This window comes from Sphingobium sp. TomMM15 (genome assembly GCF_055397045.1).
Window position 1 is genome coordinate 532804 of the sequence record NZ_AP027314.1, and the last position, 18718, is coordinate 551521.

An 18718-nucleotide genomic window follows, 5' to 3' on the forward strand; every position below is an offset into this window, starting at 1 on the left:
TCATCCATAGGGGGATCGATTGACCCAGACCTGCATCCTGACCTTGTCCTGCGCCGACCGGCCGGGCTTGGTCGCCACCGTCGCCGCCTTCCTCGCCTCGCATGGTGGGAATATCCTTGAAGCCCAGCAGTTCGACGATCGCGAAAGCGGCCTGTTCTTCATGCGGGTGGTGGTCGACCTGACTGCGCCGTGGAACGACATCGATAAGCTGAGCGCTGCCTTTCGACCGGTGGCCGACGATCATGGCATGGAATGGAGCCTGCGCGATGCGGCGGAGCGGCGGAGGGTGCTCCTGCTGGTGTCGAAGTTCGACCATTGCCTGGGCGACCTGCTTTATCGCCACCGCATCGGCGAATTGCCGATGGATGTGGTCGGCATTGTGTCCAACCATCCGATGGCCGCGCTGAACACCACGATGATCGGCGATATTCCCTATCATCACCTGCCCGTCACCAAGGACACGAAGGCGCGGCAGGAAGCGCAGATCAAGGCGGTGGTCGAGGAAACCGGCGCGGAACTGATCGTGCTGGCCCGCTACATGCAGATATTGTCGGACGATCTGGCCGCTTATTTGTCTGGCCGCTGCATTAACATTCACCACAGCTTCCTGCCCGGCTTCAAAGGCGCCAAGCCTTATCATCAGGCGCATGCGCGCGGCGTCAAGATGATCGGCGCGACCGCGCATTATGTCACCGCCGACCTCGATGAAGGGCCGATCATCCATCAGGATGTCGAGCGGATCAGCCATGCCGACAGCCCCGACGACCTCGTTCGTAAGGGCCGCGACATCGAACGGCGCGTGCTGGCGACGGCGGTTGAATATCATCTGGAAGACAGGGTTCTGGTCAATGACAGCCGCACAGTCGTTTTCCGCAACTGATCCGCGCGTGGCCCTGACCATCGACGGCAAGGCGCTCGCCCGCACAATCGGCGCGGAGACGGCACGCCAAGCGGCGGAGCTGCATGCGCGCACCGGGGTACTGCCGACGCTCGCCGTCGTGCTGGTGGGCGATGATCCGGCAAGCCAGGTCTATGTCCGCCGCAAGGTCAAGGAGACGAAGGCAGCGGGCATGCGGTCGATCGAGCATCGGCTGGACACTTCCATCGCGCAAGCCGAGTTGCTGTCGCTGATCGCGTCGCTTAATGCCGACCCGGGCGTTCATGGCATATTGGTGCAGTTGCCTCTCCCCCGGCAGATCGACGCGACGCGGGTGCTGGACGCGATCGATCCGGCCAAAGATGTGGATGGGTTTCACCCCGTCAACGTCGGGCGGCTGTCGACCGGGATTGGTGGGCTGGTGCCGTGCACGCCGCTCGGCTGCATGCGCCTGCTCGACACGGTGGTGGATGACTATCGCGGCCTCAACGCCGTAGTCATCGGCAAGTCGAACATCGTCGGCAAGCCTGTCGCCATGCTGCTGCTGGAACGCGAATGCACGGTGACCGTCACGCATATCGCAACCAAGGGCCTGGCCGACATCGTGCGCACTGCCGATATCGTCGTTGCCGCCGCCGGCAGTCCGCGCCTCGTGCGAGGAGATTGGGTGAAGCCGGGCGCGATCGTGATCGATGTCGGCATCACCCGCGTGATGAACGAGGATGGGAAGGAAAAGCTGGTGGGCGATTGTGCCTTTGACGAACTCGGTCATGCTGGAGCGGTGACGCCAGTGCCGGGCGGGGTGGGGCCGATGACCATCGCCTGCCTGCTTGCCAACACGGTGCAGGCTGCCAAGCGGGCAGCGGCTCTTGGTTGAGTCCTGCTCCACGACGCGGGTCGCCGTGCGCGACCTGCCACTGATGGCGGACATCGGCATCAATCCCGACGAGATCGGCACGTTCCAGCCGCTGGTGGTCAGCATCACGCTGCTGGTCGATCCGGTGACGGAGGACATGTTGGGGGCGACGATCGACTATCGCCGCGTCCACGAACTGGCGCGGATGCTGGCAGAAAAACGCATCGGGCTGATCGAGACGTTTGGCGCGGAACTGGCGCGATCCTGCCTCGCCTTCGACCATGTGCGGCAGGCCGAGGTGGTGATCGACAAGCCCCGCGCGCTGCCTTCGGGGATGGCGTCGGTCACGATATCGATGTCGAAGTGAGGCGCTGATAGGCATGAGACGATCATGCCTTGAAACAGCTCATATTCTCCCCGTTCGGGCTGAGCTTGTCGAAGCCCCTTTCTTGTTCTTAAGGGCAGGAAAGCCCAAAACCATCCCTTCGAGACATCCCTTTGCATGAGGTAGGGAGCGAAAAGGTAGCCAAGCTTCGATCCTCTCACCCACCACCAGGCGCATTGTGGCCGCCAGCGGGCACCGGGCCGCCGCTGGGGGCATGGGCATGATCGGGGCTGCTGTCCCAGTCGATATGATAAAGGTCGAACCGGCGATCGCGGAGGTTGCGCACCGTGCCTTCCGCTCGCGCCCAGCTGAGGTCGGCTAGGTTGACGTCGGCCATGGTCAGCGTTTCGACATTCTCGGTGGACTCCGCCGCTATGCCATCCCGGGCGAAGGGTAGGTCGCAGGGTGTCAGGATGGCGCTTTGCGCATATTGGATGTCCATGTTGTCGACGTTGGGCAGATTGCCGACATTGCCGGACATGACGACATAGCATTGGTTTTCGATCGCCCGCGCCTGCGCGCAGTAGCGCACCCGCATATAGCCGAGGCGCGAGTCGGTGCAGAAGGGAACGAAGATGATGCGCGCGCCCTGATCCACGAGGCGGCGGGCTAGCTCCGGAAATTCGCTGTCATAGCAGATGAGGACGCCGATCGGGCCGCAATCGGTCTGGATCACGTCTAGCGAATCGCCGCCCTTGATGTTCCACCAGAAAGCTTCGTTGGGGGTCGGGTGGATTTTTTCCTGCGTATGCACCGATCCATCGCGCAGGGCGACATAGGCGATGTTCTGGATATCGCCATCGTCTGCGCGCGTCGGGTGAGAGCCGCCTATGATGTTGATATTATATTCCAGCGCCATGCGCGTCAGTTCCTTCGTCAGACGCGGTGTGTAGCCGGTGAGCTTGTCGATCGCTTCCAGTGGAGACAGTTTCTTGGTTTCGAAGGAGAGCAGGGGGAGGGTGAACAGTTCCGGAAAGACGATGAAGTCGGAACGATAATCTGCTGCAACATCAACGAAATATTCGATGTTGCGAATAAATTCATCGAAGTCGGCAACGGCGCGGGCCTGAAGCTGGCAGGTGGCTAGGCGAACGCTCTCAACGCCGCGCGGCACCCGCATTTCGGGCGCTTCGTCGGGATCGACATAGGGGTTGCGCCAGACAAGATGCGCGGCGTGGCCGTCCGACTGCTTGTCTTCGGGCAGATAGTTTTCGAGGACGCCGAGCGGTTCGAACTGGTTCTTGAGCTGGAAGCTGATGACCTGGTCGCGCAGCCTGCCCTGGACCACCTTGTCGAGGTAATCGGCGGGGCCATCGACCCGGCGTTTCGCGCGAGCATAGCCGGGCATGCGGCCCGCGATAACGATGCCGTGCAGGTCCAACTCTTCGGCCAGTTCCTTGCGTTCGTCATAGAGCCGCTGGCCGATACGCAGCCCGCGCAGCTTTGGATCGACCGCCATTTCATAGCCGTAGAGCCATTCACCAGCCGCACTGTGCCGGGTGCCAAAGCCGTTGGCGGTGATTTCTTCCCAATCATGGAAGGAAAAGGCCATCGACCGGCTGACGCGCATGGTCGCGCAATAGCCGACGATTTTGTTGTCGTAGAGGGCGACGAAGCAGCCGTTCGGGAAATTGTTGATCTGGCCGCGCAGGGTTGCGAGCGAATAGTTGGCCATGCCGGGATAGACGCGCGCGATCAGCCTTTGGATTCCGCGAACGTCGGCGGGCACCGCGGTGCGGACCTCCAGCCGTTTGCGTGTTGCTGTCGTCATCGCCGATCTCCCGCCATGGAAAAGGCGGCGCCGTTGGACGGCACCGCCTTATTCCGTTTCCGTACTGAATGCCTAAAAGGCTGGATCAGTTCCAATTGCCCATGGCGGTTTCGAGGTTCGCGCGGATCGCCTCGAAGAACTGCTCGGTGGTCATCCATGCCTGATCCGGACCGATCAGCAAGGCAAGATCCTTGGTCATCGCGCCGCTTTCCACGGTTTCGATGCAGACCCGTTCCAGCGTTTCGGCGAACTTCGTGACTTCCGGGGTATCGTCGAACTTGCCGCGATAGGCCAGACCCTGCGTCCAGGCGAAGATCGACGCGATCGGGTTGGTCGACGTCTGCTTGCCCTGCTGGTGCTGGCGATAGTGGCGGGTGACGGTGCCGTGCGCGGCTTCCGCTTCGACGGTCTTGCCATCGGGCGAGAGGAGGACGGAGGTCATGAGGCCCAGCGAGCCGAAGCCCTGCGCGACGGTGTCGGACTGCACGTCGCCGTCATAATTCTTGCACGCCCACACGAACTTGCCGCTCCACTTCAGGGCAGAGGCGACCATGTCGTCGATCAGGCGGTGTTCGTAGACGATGCCCTGCGCCTTGAACTGATCGGCAAATTCCTTGTCGAACACTTCCTGGAACAGGTCCTTGAAGCGGCCGTCATAAGCCTTGAGGATGGTGTTCTTGGTCGACAGATACAGCGGCCATCCGCGATCGAGCGCATAATTCATGCTGGCGCGAGCGAAGTCGCGGATCGAATCGTCGAGGTTGTACATGCCCATGGCGACGCCCGGGCTGGGGAAGTTGAAGACGTCCTTCTCGATCTTCTCGCCATTCGCGCCGTCCCAGACCATGCGCAGCTTGCCGGGGCCGGGGACCAGGAAGTCGGTGGCGCGATACTGGTCGCCGAACGCGTGACGGCCGATGACGATGGGGTCGGTCCAGCCGGGAACGAGGCGGGGCACGTTCTTGATGACGATCGGTTCGCGGAACACGACGCCGCCCAGGATGTTGCGGATGGTGCCATTGGGCGACTTCCACATTTCCTTGAGGCCGAATTCCTCGACGCGCGCTTCGTCCGGGGTGATGGTGGCGCACTTCACGCCGACCCCATATTGCTTGACGGCATTGGCGCAATCGACGGTGATCTGGTCGTTGGTTTCGTCGCGCTTTTCGACGCTCAGGTCATAATATTTGAGGTCGATGTCGAGATAGGGGAGAATGAGGCGTTCACGGATCCACTGCCAGATGATCCGCGTCATTTCGTCGCCGTCGATCTCCACGACAGGGTTTTTGACCTTGATCTTCGCCATGCGCCTCTTCGCCTTCTTTGTTTGGATGCAATTGCGACACGCCCTAGGGAAAGCGGCGGCAATGTTCAACTCCGCATTGGCGGTCACGGGACGTCAGACTTGCCGTGCGTTCAGTGCAGGATCGGCCGTTGTCACTGCAAGTGACTGTCCCTAAAGACAGGTGCCATGGAAAATGACGAAATCACCGTCGCCTTGGGCGGCAATGTGAAGTGGCGCTTCCCTTCGGTGCATCCGGAGGGGATGAAATTCGGCCTGATTGCTGCGGCGATTACGGCAGTGCTGTTCCTGGTAGGCTGGACGATACCCGGCTGGCTGATGGTGATGGTGACGATCTGGGTGTTCGCCTTCTTTCGTGACCCGGTGCGCGCCGTGCCGCAGGATGAGAGGGCGATCGTGGCGCCAGCCGACGGCCTGGTGACGCTGATCCAGCGCGTGCCGCCGCCGCGTGAGATGGCTGGAGCGGATGGCCTGGGCGATCAGCCGATGATCCGCGTGTCGATCTTCATGAGCGTGTTCGACGTCCATATTAACCGCACGCCGATCGGCGGGACGGTAAAGTCGGTCGTCTATATTTCGGGCAAGTTCCTGAACGCCGACCTCGACAAGGCGAGTGAGGATAATGAGCGCCAGCACATATTGGTGGAGCGGCATGACGGCGTGCGCGTCGGCTTCACCCAGATTGCAGGGCTGGTGGCGCGGCGGATCGTGCCGTTCGTGAAGCCGGGCGACATGATCGCGGCGGGGCAGCGGATCGGGCTCATCCGCTTTGGCAGCCGCGTGGACGTATACCTTCCCGCTGGAACGGCGCCGCGCGTGGTGCTGGGGCAAAGGACCGTTGCTGGCGAGACCATCCTAGGCCAGATTGGCGACATGCGGGTCATTTCGGGTATCCAGCAATGAGGCAGCGGCGCGCTATCCCGCGTGGGCTTCGCCGGGGCATCACGCTGCGGATGGTCGCGCCCAATGCCGTCACTGCAATGGCGCTATGCTTCGGCCTGACGGGCGTGCGCTATGGCATTTCCGGAGAGTGGGAGAGGGCAGTTCTGTCCATCCTGATCGCGGGCGTGCTGGACGGGCTCGACGGTCGCATCGCTCGGCTGCTGCGTGGGGAAAGCCGATTCGGCGCGGAGTTGGATTCGCTTTCCGACTCCATCGCCTTTGGTGTTGCGCCAGCACTGATCCTGTACCTCTGGTCACTGCACGCCATGCCGAAGTTCGGCTGGATATTCGCGCTGGCGCATGCGCTATCGTGCGCGCTGCGGCTTGCGCGTTTCAACGCCAATATCGACGCCGACATACAGCCGCATAAATCGGCCGGGTTCTTGACGGGCGTGCCAGCGCCTGCGGGAGCGGGGCTGGCGTTCGTGCCACTTTATCTGTGGCTGGTGACAGGGCAGGAGGTCTTCCGGGCGTGGTATGTGGTTGCGCCGTGGACGGCCTTTATCGCCTTTCTAATGATTTCCAGCATTGCGACCTACACTTGGTCGGCGCTGCGGCTCCGTAAGAGGATCAGACTTGAGGCGATCGCCGTCGCTGGCTTGCTCGCCGCGTTGCTGATCACCGATCCTTGGCTGACGCTGCTATTCCTGTGCGCCATATATCTCGTGACGATCCCGTTTGGGATGATGTCCTACGCTAAAGTCCGGCGGCAACAAGTGACCGCCACGGGAACGTGACGACCGGATCAGGCGGCGAAAGCGTGCGGCCGTGTTGCAGTGGGAGCAAGCGGACGGCTTGGCGCGGCACGGCGGCGGCTGATCCGTAGGCGATATACTGGCGGCTCATGAGGGATGGGCTCAAACAACAGGGCGGCTACCATCTTTTCATGATAGAGCGCGAACATCCCGACTATCACGCTGGCGGCGAGTAGAAAGGCCGCGAAGAAAACCGTAGCTGCAACAATGGTGAACATAAGACCGCTCACTCTTCCTGTGCTGAGAACCGTAGGTCCTGATTGAAGTCCAAACCGGCCGAATGTCCGATTTGTTCCCATGTTCCCTATATGTTCCACTTTGTAGGCGTCGTCAAGCCCTTGCATCGCGCGGGGCGCCGCGCTAAGGGGCGCGCCATTCCACATGGGAATCGCACATATCCGGTGCTGACGGCGTGACGCCCCAGTTCCTGATTCCCAGAGGTTAAACCGGAAGGAGAACTATTATGGCGGCACCTGTCGTCACCATGCACCAATTGATCGAGGCTGGCGCCCACTTCGGCCACCAGACCCACCGTTGGAACCCGCGCATGAAGCCGTACATCTTCGGCGAGCGCAACGGCATCCACATCCTTGACCTGTCGCAGACCGTGCCGCTGTTCGGCCGCGCGCTGGACTTCGTGTCGGCGACCGTCGCCGGCGGCGGCAAGGTGCTGTTCGTCGGCACCAAGCGCCAGGCGCAGGACCCGATCGCTGAAGCCGCCCGCAAGTCGGGCCAGCACTTCGTCAACCACCGCTGGCTGGGCGGCATGCTCACCAACTGGAAGACCATTTCGGGTTCGATCAAGCGTCTGAAGACCCTTGAAGAGAAGCTGTCGGGTGACACCCACGGCTTCACCAAGAAGGAAGTCCTTCAGATGACCCGCGAGCGCGAGAAGCTCGAACTGTCGCTGGGTGGCATCCGCGACATGAACGGCATCCCTGATGTCATGTTCGTGATCGACGCCAACAAGGAAGAGTTGGCGATCAAGGAAGCCAACACGCTGGGCATTCCTGTCGTCGCGATCCTCGATTCGAACGTCTCGCCCGACGGTATCGCTTTCCCGGTTCCGGCGAACGATGACGCCAGCCGTGCGATCCGCCTCTACTGCGACGCCATCGCCGCCGCAGCCACCAAGGGCAACCGTGGTGCGCAGCAGGCTTCGGGCGTTGACCTTGGTGCTCTGGACGAGCCCGAAGTTGAAGAGGTCGCCGCTCAGGCCTGATCCCGCGGTCTTCGAACTGCAAGATTAAGAGGCTAGGGCGCGCTCCACCGGAACGCGCCCTAGTGCTTATTCGAACCCCGTTTATTTGAACCCCATCGAAATTTAGGAGCCGAAACATGGCCGAGATTACCGCTGCTGCCGTCAAGGAACTGCGCGACCGTTCGGGCGCGGGCATGATGGACTGCAAAAAGGCGCTCGCTGAAGCCAATGGCGACATGGAAGCCGCCGTCGATTGGCTGCGCGCCAAGGGCCTAGCCGCCGCGCAGAAGAAGTCGAGCCGCACCGCTGCCGAAGGCCTGGTCGGCGTTGCCGTCGCTGGCACCAAGGGCGTTGCCGTCGAAGTGAACAGCGAAACTGACTTCGTAGCGAAGAACGACCAGTTCCAGGACTTCGTCCGCACCGTGGCTCAGGTTGCCCTGAACAGCGGCGCGACCGACGCCGAAGCGCTGTCGTCGCAGGCTCACCCGGCTGGTGGCACGATCTCCGAAAAGCTGGTGTCGAACATCGCCACCATCGGTGAGAACCAGACCCTGCGCCGCATTGGTCAGCTGGAAGTAAGCCAGGGCGTTGTTGTTCCCTACGTTCACAACGCCGCTGCGCCGGGCCTCGGCAAGATCGGCGTGCTGGTCGCGCTGGAGGGCGATGCGCCTGCTGACGTGCTGGAGCCGCTCGGCAAGCAGATCGCGATGCACATCGCTGCCGCTTTCCCGCTGGCGCTGTCGGCTGCTGACATCGATCCGGCTCTGCTGGAGCGTGAACGCGCCATCGCCGCTGAAAAGGCTGCCGAATCGGGCAAGCCCGCCGAGATCGTCGCGAAGATGGTTGATGGTTCGGTCGCCAAGTACGCCAAGGAAAATGCGCTGCTCAGCCAGCTGTTCGTGATGGACAACAAGACGCCGATCGCTGACGTTGTCGCCAAGGCGGCGAAGGATGCAGGCGCTTCGATCACGCTGAAGAACTATGTCCGTTTCCAGCTCGGCGAAGGCATCGAGAAGGAAACGAGCGACTTCGCTGCTGAAGTCGCTGCGGCTGCGGGCGTTTGATCCCGGCCTAACCTGATAAGGCGTTCGGTTCGGGCGGCGCTCGGGAGCAACGCTTCTCGACAAGCTGGGCGAAGACGCTAAGGACTTCACAGAATGGCGCGCGCTGCCTAAGGTGCGCGCCATTCCTTTGTCTGCTCCAATTGATGGAATTTTACCCCGCATGACTCGTCCGCCGTTCAAGCGCATCTTGCTGAAACTCTCGGGCGAAGTGCTGATGGGGCAGGGGCAATTCGGCATCGAGCCGGAAACCGTGAACCGTGTCGCATCCGAAATCGCTGCGGCGAAGGATGCGGGCTTTGAAATCTGCGTCGTTGTCGGCGGCGGCAACATCTTTCGTGGCCTGGCGGGAGCCGCCAAGGGATTCGACCGCACGAGCGCGGATTATATGGGCATGCTCGCCACCGTGATGAACGCGTTGGCGGTGCAGAATGCGCTGGAAAAGATCGGTTACGATACGCGCGTTCAATCGGCCATTCCGATGGCGACCGTGTGCGAGCCCTATATTCGGCGCAAGGCCGTGCGGCACATGGAAAAGGGCCGGATCGTCATCTTCGCGGCGGGGACGGGCAGTCCCTTCTTCACCACCGATACGACCGCGGCACTGCGCGCGGCGGAGATGAACTGCGACGCGCTGTTCAAGGGCACCAGCGTGGACGGCATTTATAATGCCGACCCCAAGAAGGTAGCCGACGCTGCGCGTTATGATGAGATCAGCTTCGACAAGGTGCTGAACGACAATTTGAAGGTCATGGACGCGAGCGCCATTGCTCTCTGCCGCGAAAACAATATCCCCATCGTCGTCTTCAACATCCGCGAAACCGGCAATCTGACAAAGGTGCTGGCCGGGGACGGAGTTGCGACGATCGTGCAAAATCAGGAGCGTTGAAATACCATGGCTCAATATGACAAGGCCGACCTCGAACGCCGCATGCACGGCGCCGTCGAATCGCTGAAAGGTGATCTGGCGGGTCTGCGTACCGGCCGGGCCAATATCCAGTTGCTCGATCCGGTCACGGTCGAAGTGTATGGCGCACATATGCCGCTAAACCAGGTTGCAACCGTCTCCGCTCCCGAACCGCGCATGTTGTCGGTGCAGGTGTGGGACAAGAGCAATGTCGGTCCCTGCGACAAGGCGATCCGCTCAGCGGGCCTTGGCCTTAATCCGATCATGGACGGCCAGACGCTGCGCCTGCCGATCCCCGACCTGACCGAGGAACGGCGCAAGGAACTGGCCAAGCTCGCCAGCAAATATGCCGAGGGCGCCCGCGTCGCTGTCCGCAACGTTCGCCGCGATGGCATGGACCATCTCAAGGCCAACGAAAAGAAGGGCGAAATCAGCGAGGACGAACGCAAGCGGTTGGAGACAGAGGTGCAGAAGCTGACGGACAGCACCATCGCGGATATCGACGCGGTCACAGCGGCCAAGGAGAAGGAAATTCTCGGCCAGTAAGCCGGGACGCTCCCTCCGTGTTCATCGCTCGCGCGCAACTTTGATGGCCAGCCAAGCCAAATCCGACTTCGCTCATGACGGCGCGTCCGGTCATGGTGCGCGCCATGTCGCCATTATCATGGATGGTAATGGCCGCTGGGCGAAGAAGCGGTTCCTGCCGCGTATCGCAGGGCATCGGGCTGGCGTCGAAGCTGTCCGCAGGGTTGCTCGGGCCGCGCGAGACCTTGGGCTGGAATGTTTGACGCTCTACGCTTTCTCATCGGAGAATTGGAAGCGGCCGGCAAATGAAGTGGCCGACCTTATGGGGCTGCTGCGGCGCTTCATCGAGTCGGACCTTGACGAATTTCACGCCAATGGCGTGCGGTTGCGGGTGATCGGCAACTATCAGGCGCTTGATCCGTCTCTCGTCGACCTAATCGAGCGTGCAGTGGCGCGAACCGCGTCCAACAATGGACCGATCATCGCGATCGCCCTTAATTATGGCGCGCAGGACGAAATGGTGCGAGCAGTCCAGACTATCGCGCAACGGGTGCGGGCTGGCGAAATCGATCCCGGAGCCGTTCGGTTGGAAGATGTTGAAGCCGGGCTGGACACGGCCGATCTGCCGCCGCTCGACCTGCTGATCCGGACGTCGGGAGAGCAGCGGCTGAGCAATTTCATGCTGTGGCAGGCGGCGTATGCCGAGCTATATTTTACCGATATGCTCTGGCCCGATTTCGATGCGAGGGCGCTTGCCGAGGCGCTTGACGCCTTCCGTTTGAGGGACCGCCGCTTCGGCGGGCTTTGACCGATGTCCAGTGAGCTTCGCACCCGCGCGGTCGTTGGACTGCTGCTTATAGCCCTGGCTTCCGCAGCCCTTTATTTCGGGGGCTTTTTCTTCTGGTTGCTGCTCGTCGTCGCTGGTGTGCTGATGCAGGGGGAGTGGGCAGACCTTACGGGCGCTTCGCCTGAGCATCGGCGGCTTTCGATGTTTGCGGTGTCGGTGCCGCTGGCGCTCCTCTGTCCGCTGGCGGCGGGCCTGTCTTGGACAGCCTTCACGCTTGCGGTCGCCGCTTTCTTCTTTGTGATTTTGGTCACGCGATCGGTTCGGCTGTCGCTGGGGATTTTCTACGTTTTCGTGCCGGTGATGGCGCTTATCTTTCTGCGTCAGCAGCAGCCGGGCGGGCTTCTGCTCGCCTTCTGGACATTGTCGCTGGTGTGGGCGACCGACATTGGCGCTTATTTCGCGGGGCGTTCGATCGGCGGGCCGAAGCTGGCGCCAAGGGTAAGCCCGTCCAAGACCTGGGCGGGGCTGGGCGGGGGCGTGTTGGCGGCGTTGATCCTGGGTTTCGTCCTGCATCGTTTCGCAGGGTTGCCGATCCAGCTTGCCGCTGCGAGCGGGCTGCTGGCGGTGGCGGCGCAGCTGGGCGACCTGCTGGAAAGCGCGATGAAGCGCCGTGCGGGTGTCAAGGACAGCGGAAGCCTGCTGCCGGGCCATGGCGGCGTGATGGACCGTTTGGACGGGGTCGTTGCGGCGGCGCCGCTCGCTGCTGCCCTCTATCTTTTGCTGGTGTTCCCATGACGCGCAAGGTTTCCATCTTTGGTGCGACAGGGTCTGTCGGCATGTCGACACTCGATCTGATCGAGCGCGATCGCGATGCGTTTGAAGTGGTGGCACTGACCGCGCATAGCGACGTTGACGGGCTGGCCACGGTGGCGCGCCGGTGTAATGCCCAAATGGCTGTGATAGGCGACCCCGCGCGCTACGATGCGTTAAAGGCGGCGTTGCAGGGGTCTGGTATCAGGGTCGCAGCGGGCGAAGCTGCTCTGATCGAGGCGGCAGAGGCGGGGGCGGACTGGACCATGGCCGCGATCGTCGGTTGTGCGGGCCTGCGCCCTACAATGGCGGCGTTGAAGGCGGGCGGCACGGTTGCCCTTGCCAACAAGGAGTCGCTTGTATCGGCGGGTGCGCTGATGATGGACGCGGCGGAGCATTCGGGCGCTACACTGCTGCCGGTCGATAGCGAGCATAATGCTATTTTCCAGTGCCTTGCCGGAAGTCGTTTGGACGATGTGGCAAGGATCATCCTGACGGCGAGTGGCGGCCCGTTTCGCACGCGCAGCCGGGAAGAGATGCGTCACATAACGCCAGCGCAGGCCGTGGCGCACCCCAATTGGTCGATGGGCGCGAAGATCAGCGTTGATAGCGCCACGATGATGAACAAGGGCCTGGAACTGATCGAGGCGGCGCATCTGTTCCCCGTGGGGCTGGAGCGCATCGAGATCTTGGTTCATCCTCAATCGATCATCCATTCGATGGTCGAATATCGGGATCGGTCGACCCTGGCGCAGCTGGGATCGCCGGACATGCGCATACCCATCGCCAGCGCGCTTGCATGGCCCAATCGGATGGAAACGCCTTGTCAGCCTCTCAACCTTGCACAGGCAGGACGGCTTGATTTTGAGGCACCCGACGACGTCCGCTTCCCCGCCCTTCGTCTGGCGCGGCAGGCGGCGGAGCAGGGTGGGCTGGCGCCTGCGATCCTGAATGCCGCCAATGAAGTGGCGGTGGCGGCCTTCCTGAATAAGGCCATCGGCTTCCTTGATATCGCCATGATTGTGGAGGACGTTCTGAACCGCTATAGCGCGCCAGTGCCAAGCGGGATCGACGATGTGCTGGAAGCAGATGCACAGGCGCGACGCATGGCGGGCCAAGTGATGGAAAGATTGACGGCTTGATCCAAAATCCCGGGTTCCTGTTGACGGTCCTCGCCTTTGTAGCGGTCATCGGGCCGCTCGTTTTCGTGCATGAACTCGGCCATTATCTGGTGGGCCGCTGGTGTGGCGTGAAGGCGGAAGCCTTTTCGATCGGCTTTGGCCCGGAGATTGCCGCATGGGTGGACCGGCGCGGAACGCGCTGGCGCATCGGCGCTTTGCCGCTAGGTGGATATGTCCGCTTCAAGGGCGACATGAACGCCGCCAGCCAGACAGACCCCGCATGGTTGCAGCTTCCCGCGAGCGAGCGCGCCGAAAGCTTTCCGGCCAAGCCGCTGTGGCAAAGGGCGGCAATCGTCGCGGCAGGCCCATTCATCAATTTCCTGTTCGCCATCCTGATCCTGTCCACATTCGCCTTCGCTTATGGCGAGAGCCGAACCCCGGCGGTCGTGGGGAAGGTGCAGCCAGCCAGCGCAGCGGCGGCGGCGGGTATCCAGCCCGGAGATCGTATCCTGTCGCTCAATGGGCGAGAGATGGCGACCTTCGATGACCTTCGCCTTTATGCGCAGATCCGTCCCGGTGAACCGGTGACGATCCTGCTCGAGCGGGCGGGCAAGACGGTCGAGAAGCAGGGCAGCGTCGGCGCCGTTCAGGAGCGTGACGGCTTCGGCAACAGTTTCAAGGTCGGGCGGCTGGGCATCGCTCCTGGACAGCCGGTGATAGAGCCGGTGGAGCTTTGGCGTGCGCCTGCCGTCGCTCTCAAGCAAACGGGCCAGATCATCCGTACGATGGTCGAGACGCTGGGGCAGATATTGGGCGGTGGCCGGTCGTATAAGGAACTGGGCGGACCACTCAAGATCGCGGAGGTTTCGGGTCAGGCCGCGACTTTGGGGATCGAAAGTTTCGTATTCTTCATGGCCCTCATTTCGATTAATTTGGGGTTCATCAACCTGTTGCCAATTCCCATGCTGGATGGCGGACATCTGCTGTTTTACGGGGTGGAGGCTATTCAGCGCAGGCCCGTCAGTCCGCGTGTGCAGGATTGGGCGTATCGTTCGGGTCTGGCGGTGCTCCTGGCCATGATGATGCTGGTGACTTTCAACGATTTATCTTCTTTCGGGCTCTGGGAACGCCTGTCCGGCTTGATCGGCTAAGCCGTATCGGGCAGGGAGGCGCGATTTAGCGCCGTGTTTCCCGGCGTGAACGAACATATGCTTTTTTGTAAAAGGGTAGAGCGGGTGACAGCGATGATGAGCAGCAAGAGACAGCGCCCGGTTGTCGCGGCCCTTCTGGCAACGACGATGATCGGCGGTTTGTCCGCGGTTCCCGTGCTGGCGCAGGACGCGCCGCAACCCGCCGCGCCCGCGCCTGTCCCCGCCGTCGCACCGGCTGCGGGAACCATCCGTAGCATCAGCGTGGTGGGCCAGCAGCGTCTCGAACCCGATACGGTGCTGTCTTACACCAAGCTGCGCATAGGCCAGCCCTTTACGCAGGAGTCGCTCGATCAGGCGCTGCGCGACCTGTATGAAACCGAGCTGTTCGCCGACGTCCAGATCCGCAACGACAATGGTGCGCTGACGCTGGAGGTGAAGGAAAATCCGGTCATCAACCGCATCGTGCTGGAAGGCAACAAGCGGCTGAAAGAAGACAAGATCCGTCCTGAGATCAAGCTCGCACCTCGCCAGATCTACACCCGGTCGAAGGTTCGCGCCGACGTCGCCCGCATCATCGAACTCTATCGTCGTCAGGGCCGCTTTGCCGCGACGGTCGAGCCCAAGATGGTGCAGCTCGACCAGAACCGCGTCGACATTGTCTTCGAGATTTCCGAAGGGCCTAAGTCCAAGGTCCGCCAGATCAACATCATCGGGAACGAGAAGTTCAGCGACGGCGACCTGCGTAGCCAGATGGTGACGAAACAGTCGCGCTGGTTCCGCGTCTTCTCCTCGGGCACCAGCTACGATCCCGATCGCCTCGCCTATGATCAGCAGAAGCTGCGTCAATATTATCTGACCGAAGGCTATGCCGATTTCCGCGTGATCTCAGCCGTGGCGGAACTGACGCCGGACAAGCAGGACTTCATCATCACTTATGTGGTTGAGGAAGGGAAGCGCTATAAGTTCGGCGACGTGAAGGTAGAATCCGACATTCGCGACCTGTCGAGTGCGTCGCTTACCAAGACGCTGCCGATGGAAAAGGGCGATTGGTACAACGCCAAGCAGGTCGAGGATACTGTCGACACGCTGAGCGAGACGGCGGGCCTGTTCGGCTATGCCTTCGCCGACGTTCAGCCGGATTTCAACCGCGACAAGGACAGCCTGACGATGGGGATTAATTTCCGCATCGCCAATGCGCCGCGCGTCTATGTCGAGCGGGTGGACATCAACGGCAACACGCTGACCCAGGACAAGGTGGTCCGCCGCGAATTCCGTCTGGCGGAAGGTGACGCGTTCAACAGCTTCCTCGTCAAGCGTTCGAAGGACCGCATCAACTCGCTCGGCTTCTTCCAGGAAAAGCTGGACATCGAACAGAAGCCCGGCTCGGCGCCTGATCGCATCGTTCTGGAAACCAACGTCCAGGAAAAATCGACGGGCGAACTGTCGCTATCGGCGGGCTTCTCCTCGCTTGAGCGCTTCATCGTCTCGGCATCGATCACGCAGCGCAATTTCCGTGGCAAGGGTCAGGAATTGCGTACCAGCGTCAATTATTCCAGCTATTCGAAGTCGGTCGAAGTGGGCTTCACCGAGCCCTATTTCATGGACAAAAATATCGCGCTGGGTGGGGACATCTATCGGCGTGATCTGAACAGCTTCCGATACACGGGTAACGGAAATGATCGCGATACGACATATAAGCAGACGACGACGGGCTTCCAAATTCGCGCGGGCGTGCCGATCACCGAATATATGTCGCTGGCGCTGCGCTACAGCCTTAATCTGGATGATGTGAGTCTGGACAAGGCCACCTATTACACCAATGGCGTGTGTGATCCGATTTTGGCTGGTCGTTACCTGTGCGACGCGATCGGCAAGCGGACAACATCGTCGCTCGGCTACTCGCTGATCTTTGATAATCGAGACAACCGCATCCGACCCACGCGAGGAAATAACCTTGTGCTGAATCAGGATTTTGCGGGGCTTGGTGGAAGCGTGAGGTATATCCGCACCAGACTTAACGGTTCTAAATTCTGGCCGTTGGGTGGTGGCTTCATTTTCTCGCTCTCGGCGGAAGGGGGCTATATCCACTCGCTCGAAGGTGATCGTCGGGATGCTAGCGGAGCTTTGGTTGACCCGGTTCGTTTGACGGATCGGTTCTTCCTCGGAAATCCGCAAATTCGTGGTTTTGATATCCGTGGCATTGGTCCTCGCGTGAAGCGATTCTATCTGCGGGGGCAGACCGACGCGAATGGAAATCCAGTCCGAGATGCGAATGGCAATCAGATCTTCGATCGCGATCCCAGCAACAATAACGTTAGAGACGACGCGCTGGGTGGAAGGATTTACTATCTCGCTAGGGCGGAGGTGGAAATTCCGCTGGGATCTGGTGCTCGTGAAATGGGATTGCGCCCCTCTGTGTTCGTGGACGCGGGTGCCGTCGGGGGGCTGCGTGACCCGGTCACAGCTCCGTTTGCTGGCTATTGTCAGGTAACCCCCAACACAGGCACAACTGGGACAGCGAGTACCGTTCGCGCTCCATCGCTCGGGAAATGCGACCCAGCGCCGACAGGATTTGCCGCTGCCTATGTCGATGGCACCGGATTTGAAGAAGTTTATCTCGGCGACACGCTCAAGCCGCGTGTTTCCGTGGGCTTTGGCGTCAACTGGAATTCGCCGTTTGGGCCGTTCCGCATCGACATTGCCAAGGCCCTGCTCAAGGAACCAGGGGACGACACTCAGCTCATCAGCTTTAACGTAGGGACTCAATTCTAATGAATAAGATGCTCAAGGCCGCGGCGCTTGCTCTTGCGCCCATGACTGCCATCGCGCTGACCAGCGTGCCTGCCGCAGCCCAGTCGAAGGTTGGGATCGCTGTTGCAGACCTGCAGCGTGCGGTAGCGACCAGCTCGGCCTACACCACGGCTCGCTCACAGATTCAGACGACCTACAAGGCGCAGATCGACAGCTTCACCGCTCGCAAGAATGCGATCGACGCTGACCTGAAGGCCAAGGGCACCGCACTTGAAGCGGCGATGAAGGCTGCGGGCAACAAGCCCACGCCTGCGATCCAGACCCAGTATGAAGCCTATCAGAAGGCCGGGCAGAGCGGTCAGGCCGAGTTGCAGCGCCTGGGCCAGCCGATCGCGCTCGCCAACGCCTATGTCGAAGAGCAGATTTCGGCAAAGCTGTCGGACGCGCTCAAGTCGGCGATGACGAAGGCGAAGGTCGACCTGATCCTGGCGCCCGACGCCACCGTGTCCTACCAGCCGACCGTCGACATCACGCAACAGGTCGTGACCGAACTCAACGCGCTGGTGCCGAGCGTCGGCATCGTGCCGCCCGCTGGTTGGCAACCCGGCGGCGCTCGTGGTCAGGCGCCGACGCCTGCCGCCGCGGCTCCCGCCAACCCGTCGCAGCAGCCGACCTCACGCTGATCGCAGCGATGACGGGGGAAGTTGAAGCGGCCACCGCCGCCGTGGGTGCCATCGATATTCGTGGCATCATGGCGGCGCTGCCGCACCGCTATCCGATGCTGCTCGTCGACCGCGTGGCCTCTCTCGTGGTGCGAGAGAGGATTCACGCGGTCAAAGCCGTGTCGATCAACGAATCATTCTTCCAGGGGCATTTCCCTGGCCGACCAATCATGCCGGGCGTGTTGATCGTCGAGGCGATGGCGCAGGCTGCGGGCGTGCTGACGGTTGAAACGCTCGATCTGCGAGGATCGGGCAAGCTCGTTTATTTCATGAGCATCGACGGGGCGAAGTTCCGCAATCCGGTGGAGCCGGGTTGCCTGCTGGACCTTCATGTCGAATTGCTTCAGATTCGTGGCCGCGTCTGCAAGTTCGTGGGCAAGGCTACGGTCGATGGCAAGCTGTGCGCCGAGGCGAACTTCGTCGCGATGATCGCCGATCCGCCGGAGGACTGAAGGCCGGGAGGGGTTGCGTTCGCGCGTGATCCCATGTAACCGCGCGCCTTCGCAAGAATTCGCATCCATGGCCGGTCGGAAACCGGCCCATTGACGGAGCAGACTCATGAAGGCCAATACCCACCCCGATTACCACCTGATCACCGTTCAGATGACCGACGGCACCACCTTCCAGACCCGTTCGACTTGGGGCAAGGAAGGCGACACGCTGGCGCTCGACATCGACCCCAAGTCTCACCCGGCTTGGACGGGCGGCAACCGCCAGCTGGACACCGGCGGCCAGGTGGCGCGCTTCAACAAGCGCTTTGGCGGTCTGACGCTGAAGAAATAATCGGTTCCTT

At 61.5% G+C, this 18718-nt stretch carries 20 protein-coding genes; 17 read left to right on the forward strand and 3 right to left on the reverse strand.

The window, feature by feature from the left end:
- Nucleotides 1-19: 19 nt before the first annotated feature.
- From purU to ACZ51H_RS02775, 3 genes are read left to right on the forward strand one after another with little or no spacing between them, the layout of a single operon-like run.
- Nucleotides 20-880 (forward strand): formyltetrahydrofolate deformylase, encoded by an 861-nt coding sequence (gene purU / locus ACZ51H_RS02765; protein WP_464802372.1) that lies wholly within the window; start codon nucleotides 20-22, stop codon nucleotides 878-880.
- Nucleotides 849-1754 (forward strand): bifunctional 5,10-methylenetetrahydrofolate dehydrogenase/5,10-methenyltetrahydrofolate cyclohydrolase, encoded by a 906-nt coding sequence (locus ACZ51H_RS02770; protein WP_460987769.1) that lies wholly within the window; start codon nucleotides 849-851, stop codon nucleotides 1752-1754. Before purU ends, ACZ51H_RS02770 begins: the two co-directional genes overlap by 32 nt.
- Complete coding sequence (locus ACZ51H_RS02775) at nucleotides 1747-2100, forward strand: dihydroneopterin aldolase (protein WP_464802373.1); 354 nt, start codon at nucleotides 1747-1749, stop codon at nucleotides 2098-2100. Before ACZ51H_RS02770 ends, ACZ51H_RS02775 begins: the two co-directional genes overlap by 8 nt.
- A gap of 175 nt (nucleotides 2101-2275) precedes the next feature.
- On the opposite strand, the gene ACZ51H_RS02780 is transcribed toward ACZ51H_RS02775, so the two are convergent.
- Nucleotides 2276-3889, reverse strand: a complete 1614-nt coding sequence (locus ACZ51H_RS02780) for a GNAT family N-acetyltransferase (protein ID WP_464789081.1) — start codon at nucleotides 3887-3889, stop codon at nucleotides 2276-2278.
- A gap of 85 nt (nucleotides 3890-3974) precedes the next feature.
- Nucleotides 3975-5195 (reverse strand): NADP-dependent isocitrate dehydrogenase, encoded by a 1221-nt coding sequence (locus tag ACZ51H_RS02785; protein ID WP_464802374.1) that lies wholly within the window; start codon nucleotides 5193-5195, stop codon nucleotides 3975-3977.
- Nucleotides 5196-5360: 165 nt separating this feature from the next.
- On the opposite strand from ACZ51H_RS02785, the gene ACZ51H_RS02790 reads away from it, so the two are divergent.
- Nucleotides 5361-6095: a phosphatidylserine decarboxylase gene (locus ACZ51H_RS02790; RefSeq protein WP_464802375.1), complete on the forward strand. Its 735-nt coding sequence runs from the start codon at nucleotides 5361-5363 to the stop codon at nucleotides 6093-6095.
- Entirely contained in the window at nucleotides 6092-6871 is a 780-nt protein-coding gene (locus ACZ51H_RS02795) for a CDP-alcohol phosphatidyltransferase family protein (protein WP_464802376.1), read from the forward strand. Before ACZ51H_RS02790 ends, ACZ51H_RS02795 begins: the two co-directional genes overlap by 4 nt.
- 8 nt (nucleotides 6872-6879) lie before the next feature.
- Here the strand turns inward: ACZ51H_RS02795 and ACZ51H_RS02800 are convergent, their stop codons facing one another.
- Nucleotides 6880-7107 (reverse strand): hypothetical protein, encoded by a 228-nt coding sequence (locus tag ACZ51H_RS02800; protein ID WP_464802377.1) that lies wholly within the window; start codon nucleotides 7105-7107, stop codon nucleotides 6880-6882.
- A 245-nt stretch (nucleotides 7108-7352) separates the two neighbouring features.
- On the opposite strand from ACZ51H_RS02800, the gene rpsB reads away from it, so the two are divergent.
- From rpsB to rpmE, 12 genes are all read left to right on the forward strand, one after another.
- The gene (rpsB, locus tag ACZ51H_RS02805) at nucleotides 7353-8111 is read left to right on the forward strand and encodes a 30S ribosomal protein S2 (RefSeq protein ID WP_464802378.1); all 759 of its coding nucleotides are present in this window, start codon (nucleotides 7353-7355) and stop codon (nucleotides 8109-8111) included.
- 116 nt (nucleotides 8112-8227) lie between these two features.
- On the forward strand, nucleotides 8228-9154 hold the full coding sequence (gene tsf / locus ACZ51H_RS02810) for a translation elongation factor Ts (protein WP_464794579.1): 927 nt from the start codon (nucleotides 8228-8230) through the stop codon (nucleotides 9152-9154).
- Nucleotides 9155-9314: 160 nt separating this feature from the next.
- On the forward strand, nucleotides 9315-10040 hold the full coding sequence (gene pyrH, locus ACZ51H_RS02815; RefSeq protein WP_196224070.1) for a UMP kinase: 726 nt from the start codon (nucleotides 9315-9317) through the stop codon (nucleotides 10038-10040).
- 6 nt (nucleotides 10041-10046) lie between these two features.
- Nucleotides 10047-10604: a ribosome recycling factor gene (gene frr, locus ACZ51H_RS02820; protein WP_464802379.1), complete on the forward strand. Its 558-nt coding sequence runs from the start codon at nucleotides 10047-10049 to the stop codon at nucleotides 10602-10604.
- A 43-nt stretch (nucleotides 10605-10647) separates the two neighbouring features.
- Nucleotides 10648-11391 (forward strand): isoprenyl transferase, encoded by a 744-nt coding sequence (locus ACZ51H_RS02825; RefSeq protein WP_464802380.1) that lies wholly within the window; start codon nucleotides 10648-10650, stop codon nucleotides 11389-11391.
- Between the two features lie 3 nt (nucleotides 11392-11394).
- Nucleotides 11395-12165 (forward strand): phosphatidate cytidylyltransferase, encoded by a 771-nt coding sequence (locus ACZ51H_RS02830; RefSeq protein ID WP_464802381.1) that lies wholly within the window; start codon nucleotides 11395-11397, stop codon nucleotides 12163-12165.
- The gene (locus ACZ51H_RS02835; protein WP_464802382.1) at nucleotides 12162-13322 is read left to right on the forward strand and encodes a 1-deoxy-D-xylulose-5-phosphate reductoisomerase; all 1161 of its coding nucleotides are present in this window, start codon (nucleotides 12162-12164) and stop codon (nucleotides 13320-13322) included. Before ACZ51H_RS02830 ends, ACZ51H_RS02835 begins: the two co-directional genes overlap by 4 nt.
- Nucleotides 13319-14452, forward strand: coding sequence for an RIP metalloprotease RseP (rseP, locus tag ACZ51H_RS02840; protein ID WP_464802383.1), 1134 nt, complete (start codon nucleotides 13319-13321; stop codon nucleotides 14450-14452). The genes ACZ51H_RS02835 and rseP overlap by 4 nt, the downstream gene beginning before the upstream one ends.
- Before the next feature lie 93 nt (nucleotides 14453-14545).
- The gene (gene bamA, locus ACZ51H_RS02845) at nucleotides 14546-17224 is read left to right on the forward strand and encodes an outer membrane protein assembly factor BamA (protein ID WP_464802834.1); all 2679 of its coding nucleotides are present in this window, start codon (nucleotides 14546-14548) and stop codon (nucleotides 17222-17224) included.
- The gene (locus tag ACZ51H_RS02850) at nucleotides 17224-17886 is read left to right on the forward strand and encodes an OmpH/Skp family outer membrane protein (RefSeq protein WP_464802384.1); all 663 of its coding nucleotides are present in this window, start codon (nucleotides 17224-17226) and stop codon (nucleotides 17884-17886) included. Before bamA ends, ACZ51H_RS02850 begins: the two co-directional genes overlap by 1 nt.
- Before the next feature lie 8 nt (nucleotides 17887-17894).
- Nucleotides 17895-18377 (forward strand): 3-hydroxyacyl-ACP dehydratase FabZ, encoded by a 483-nt coding sequence (gene fabZ / locus ACZ51H_RS02855; RefSeq protein WP_464779853.1) that lies wholly within the window; start codon nucleotides 17895-17897, stop codon nucleotides 18375-18377.
- A gap of 106 nt (nucleotides 18378-18483) precedes the next feature.
- Nucleotides 18484-18708 (forward strand): 50S ribosomal protein L31, encoded by a 225-nt coding sequence (rpmE, locus tag ACZ51H_RS02860; RefSeq protein WP_066861944.1) that lies wholly within the window; start codon nucleotides 18484-18486, stop codon nucleotides 18706-18708.
- Nucleotides 18709-18718 lie beyond the last annotated feature (10 nt).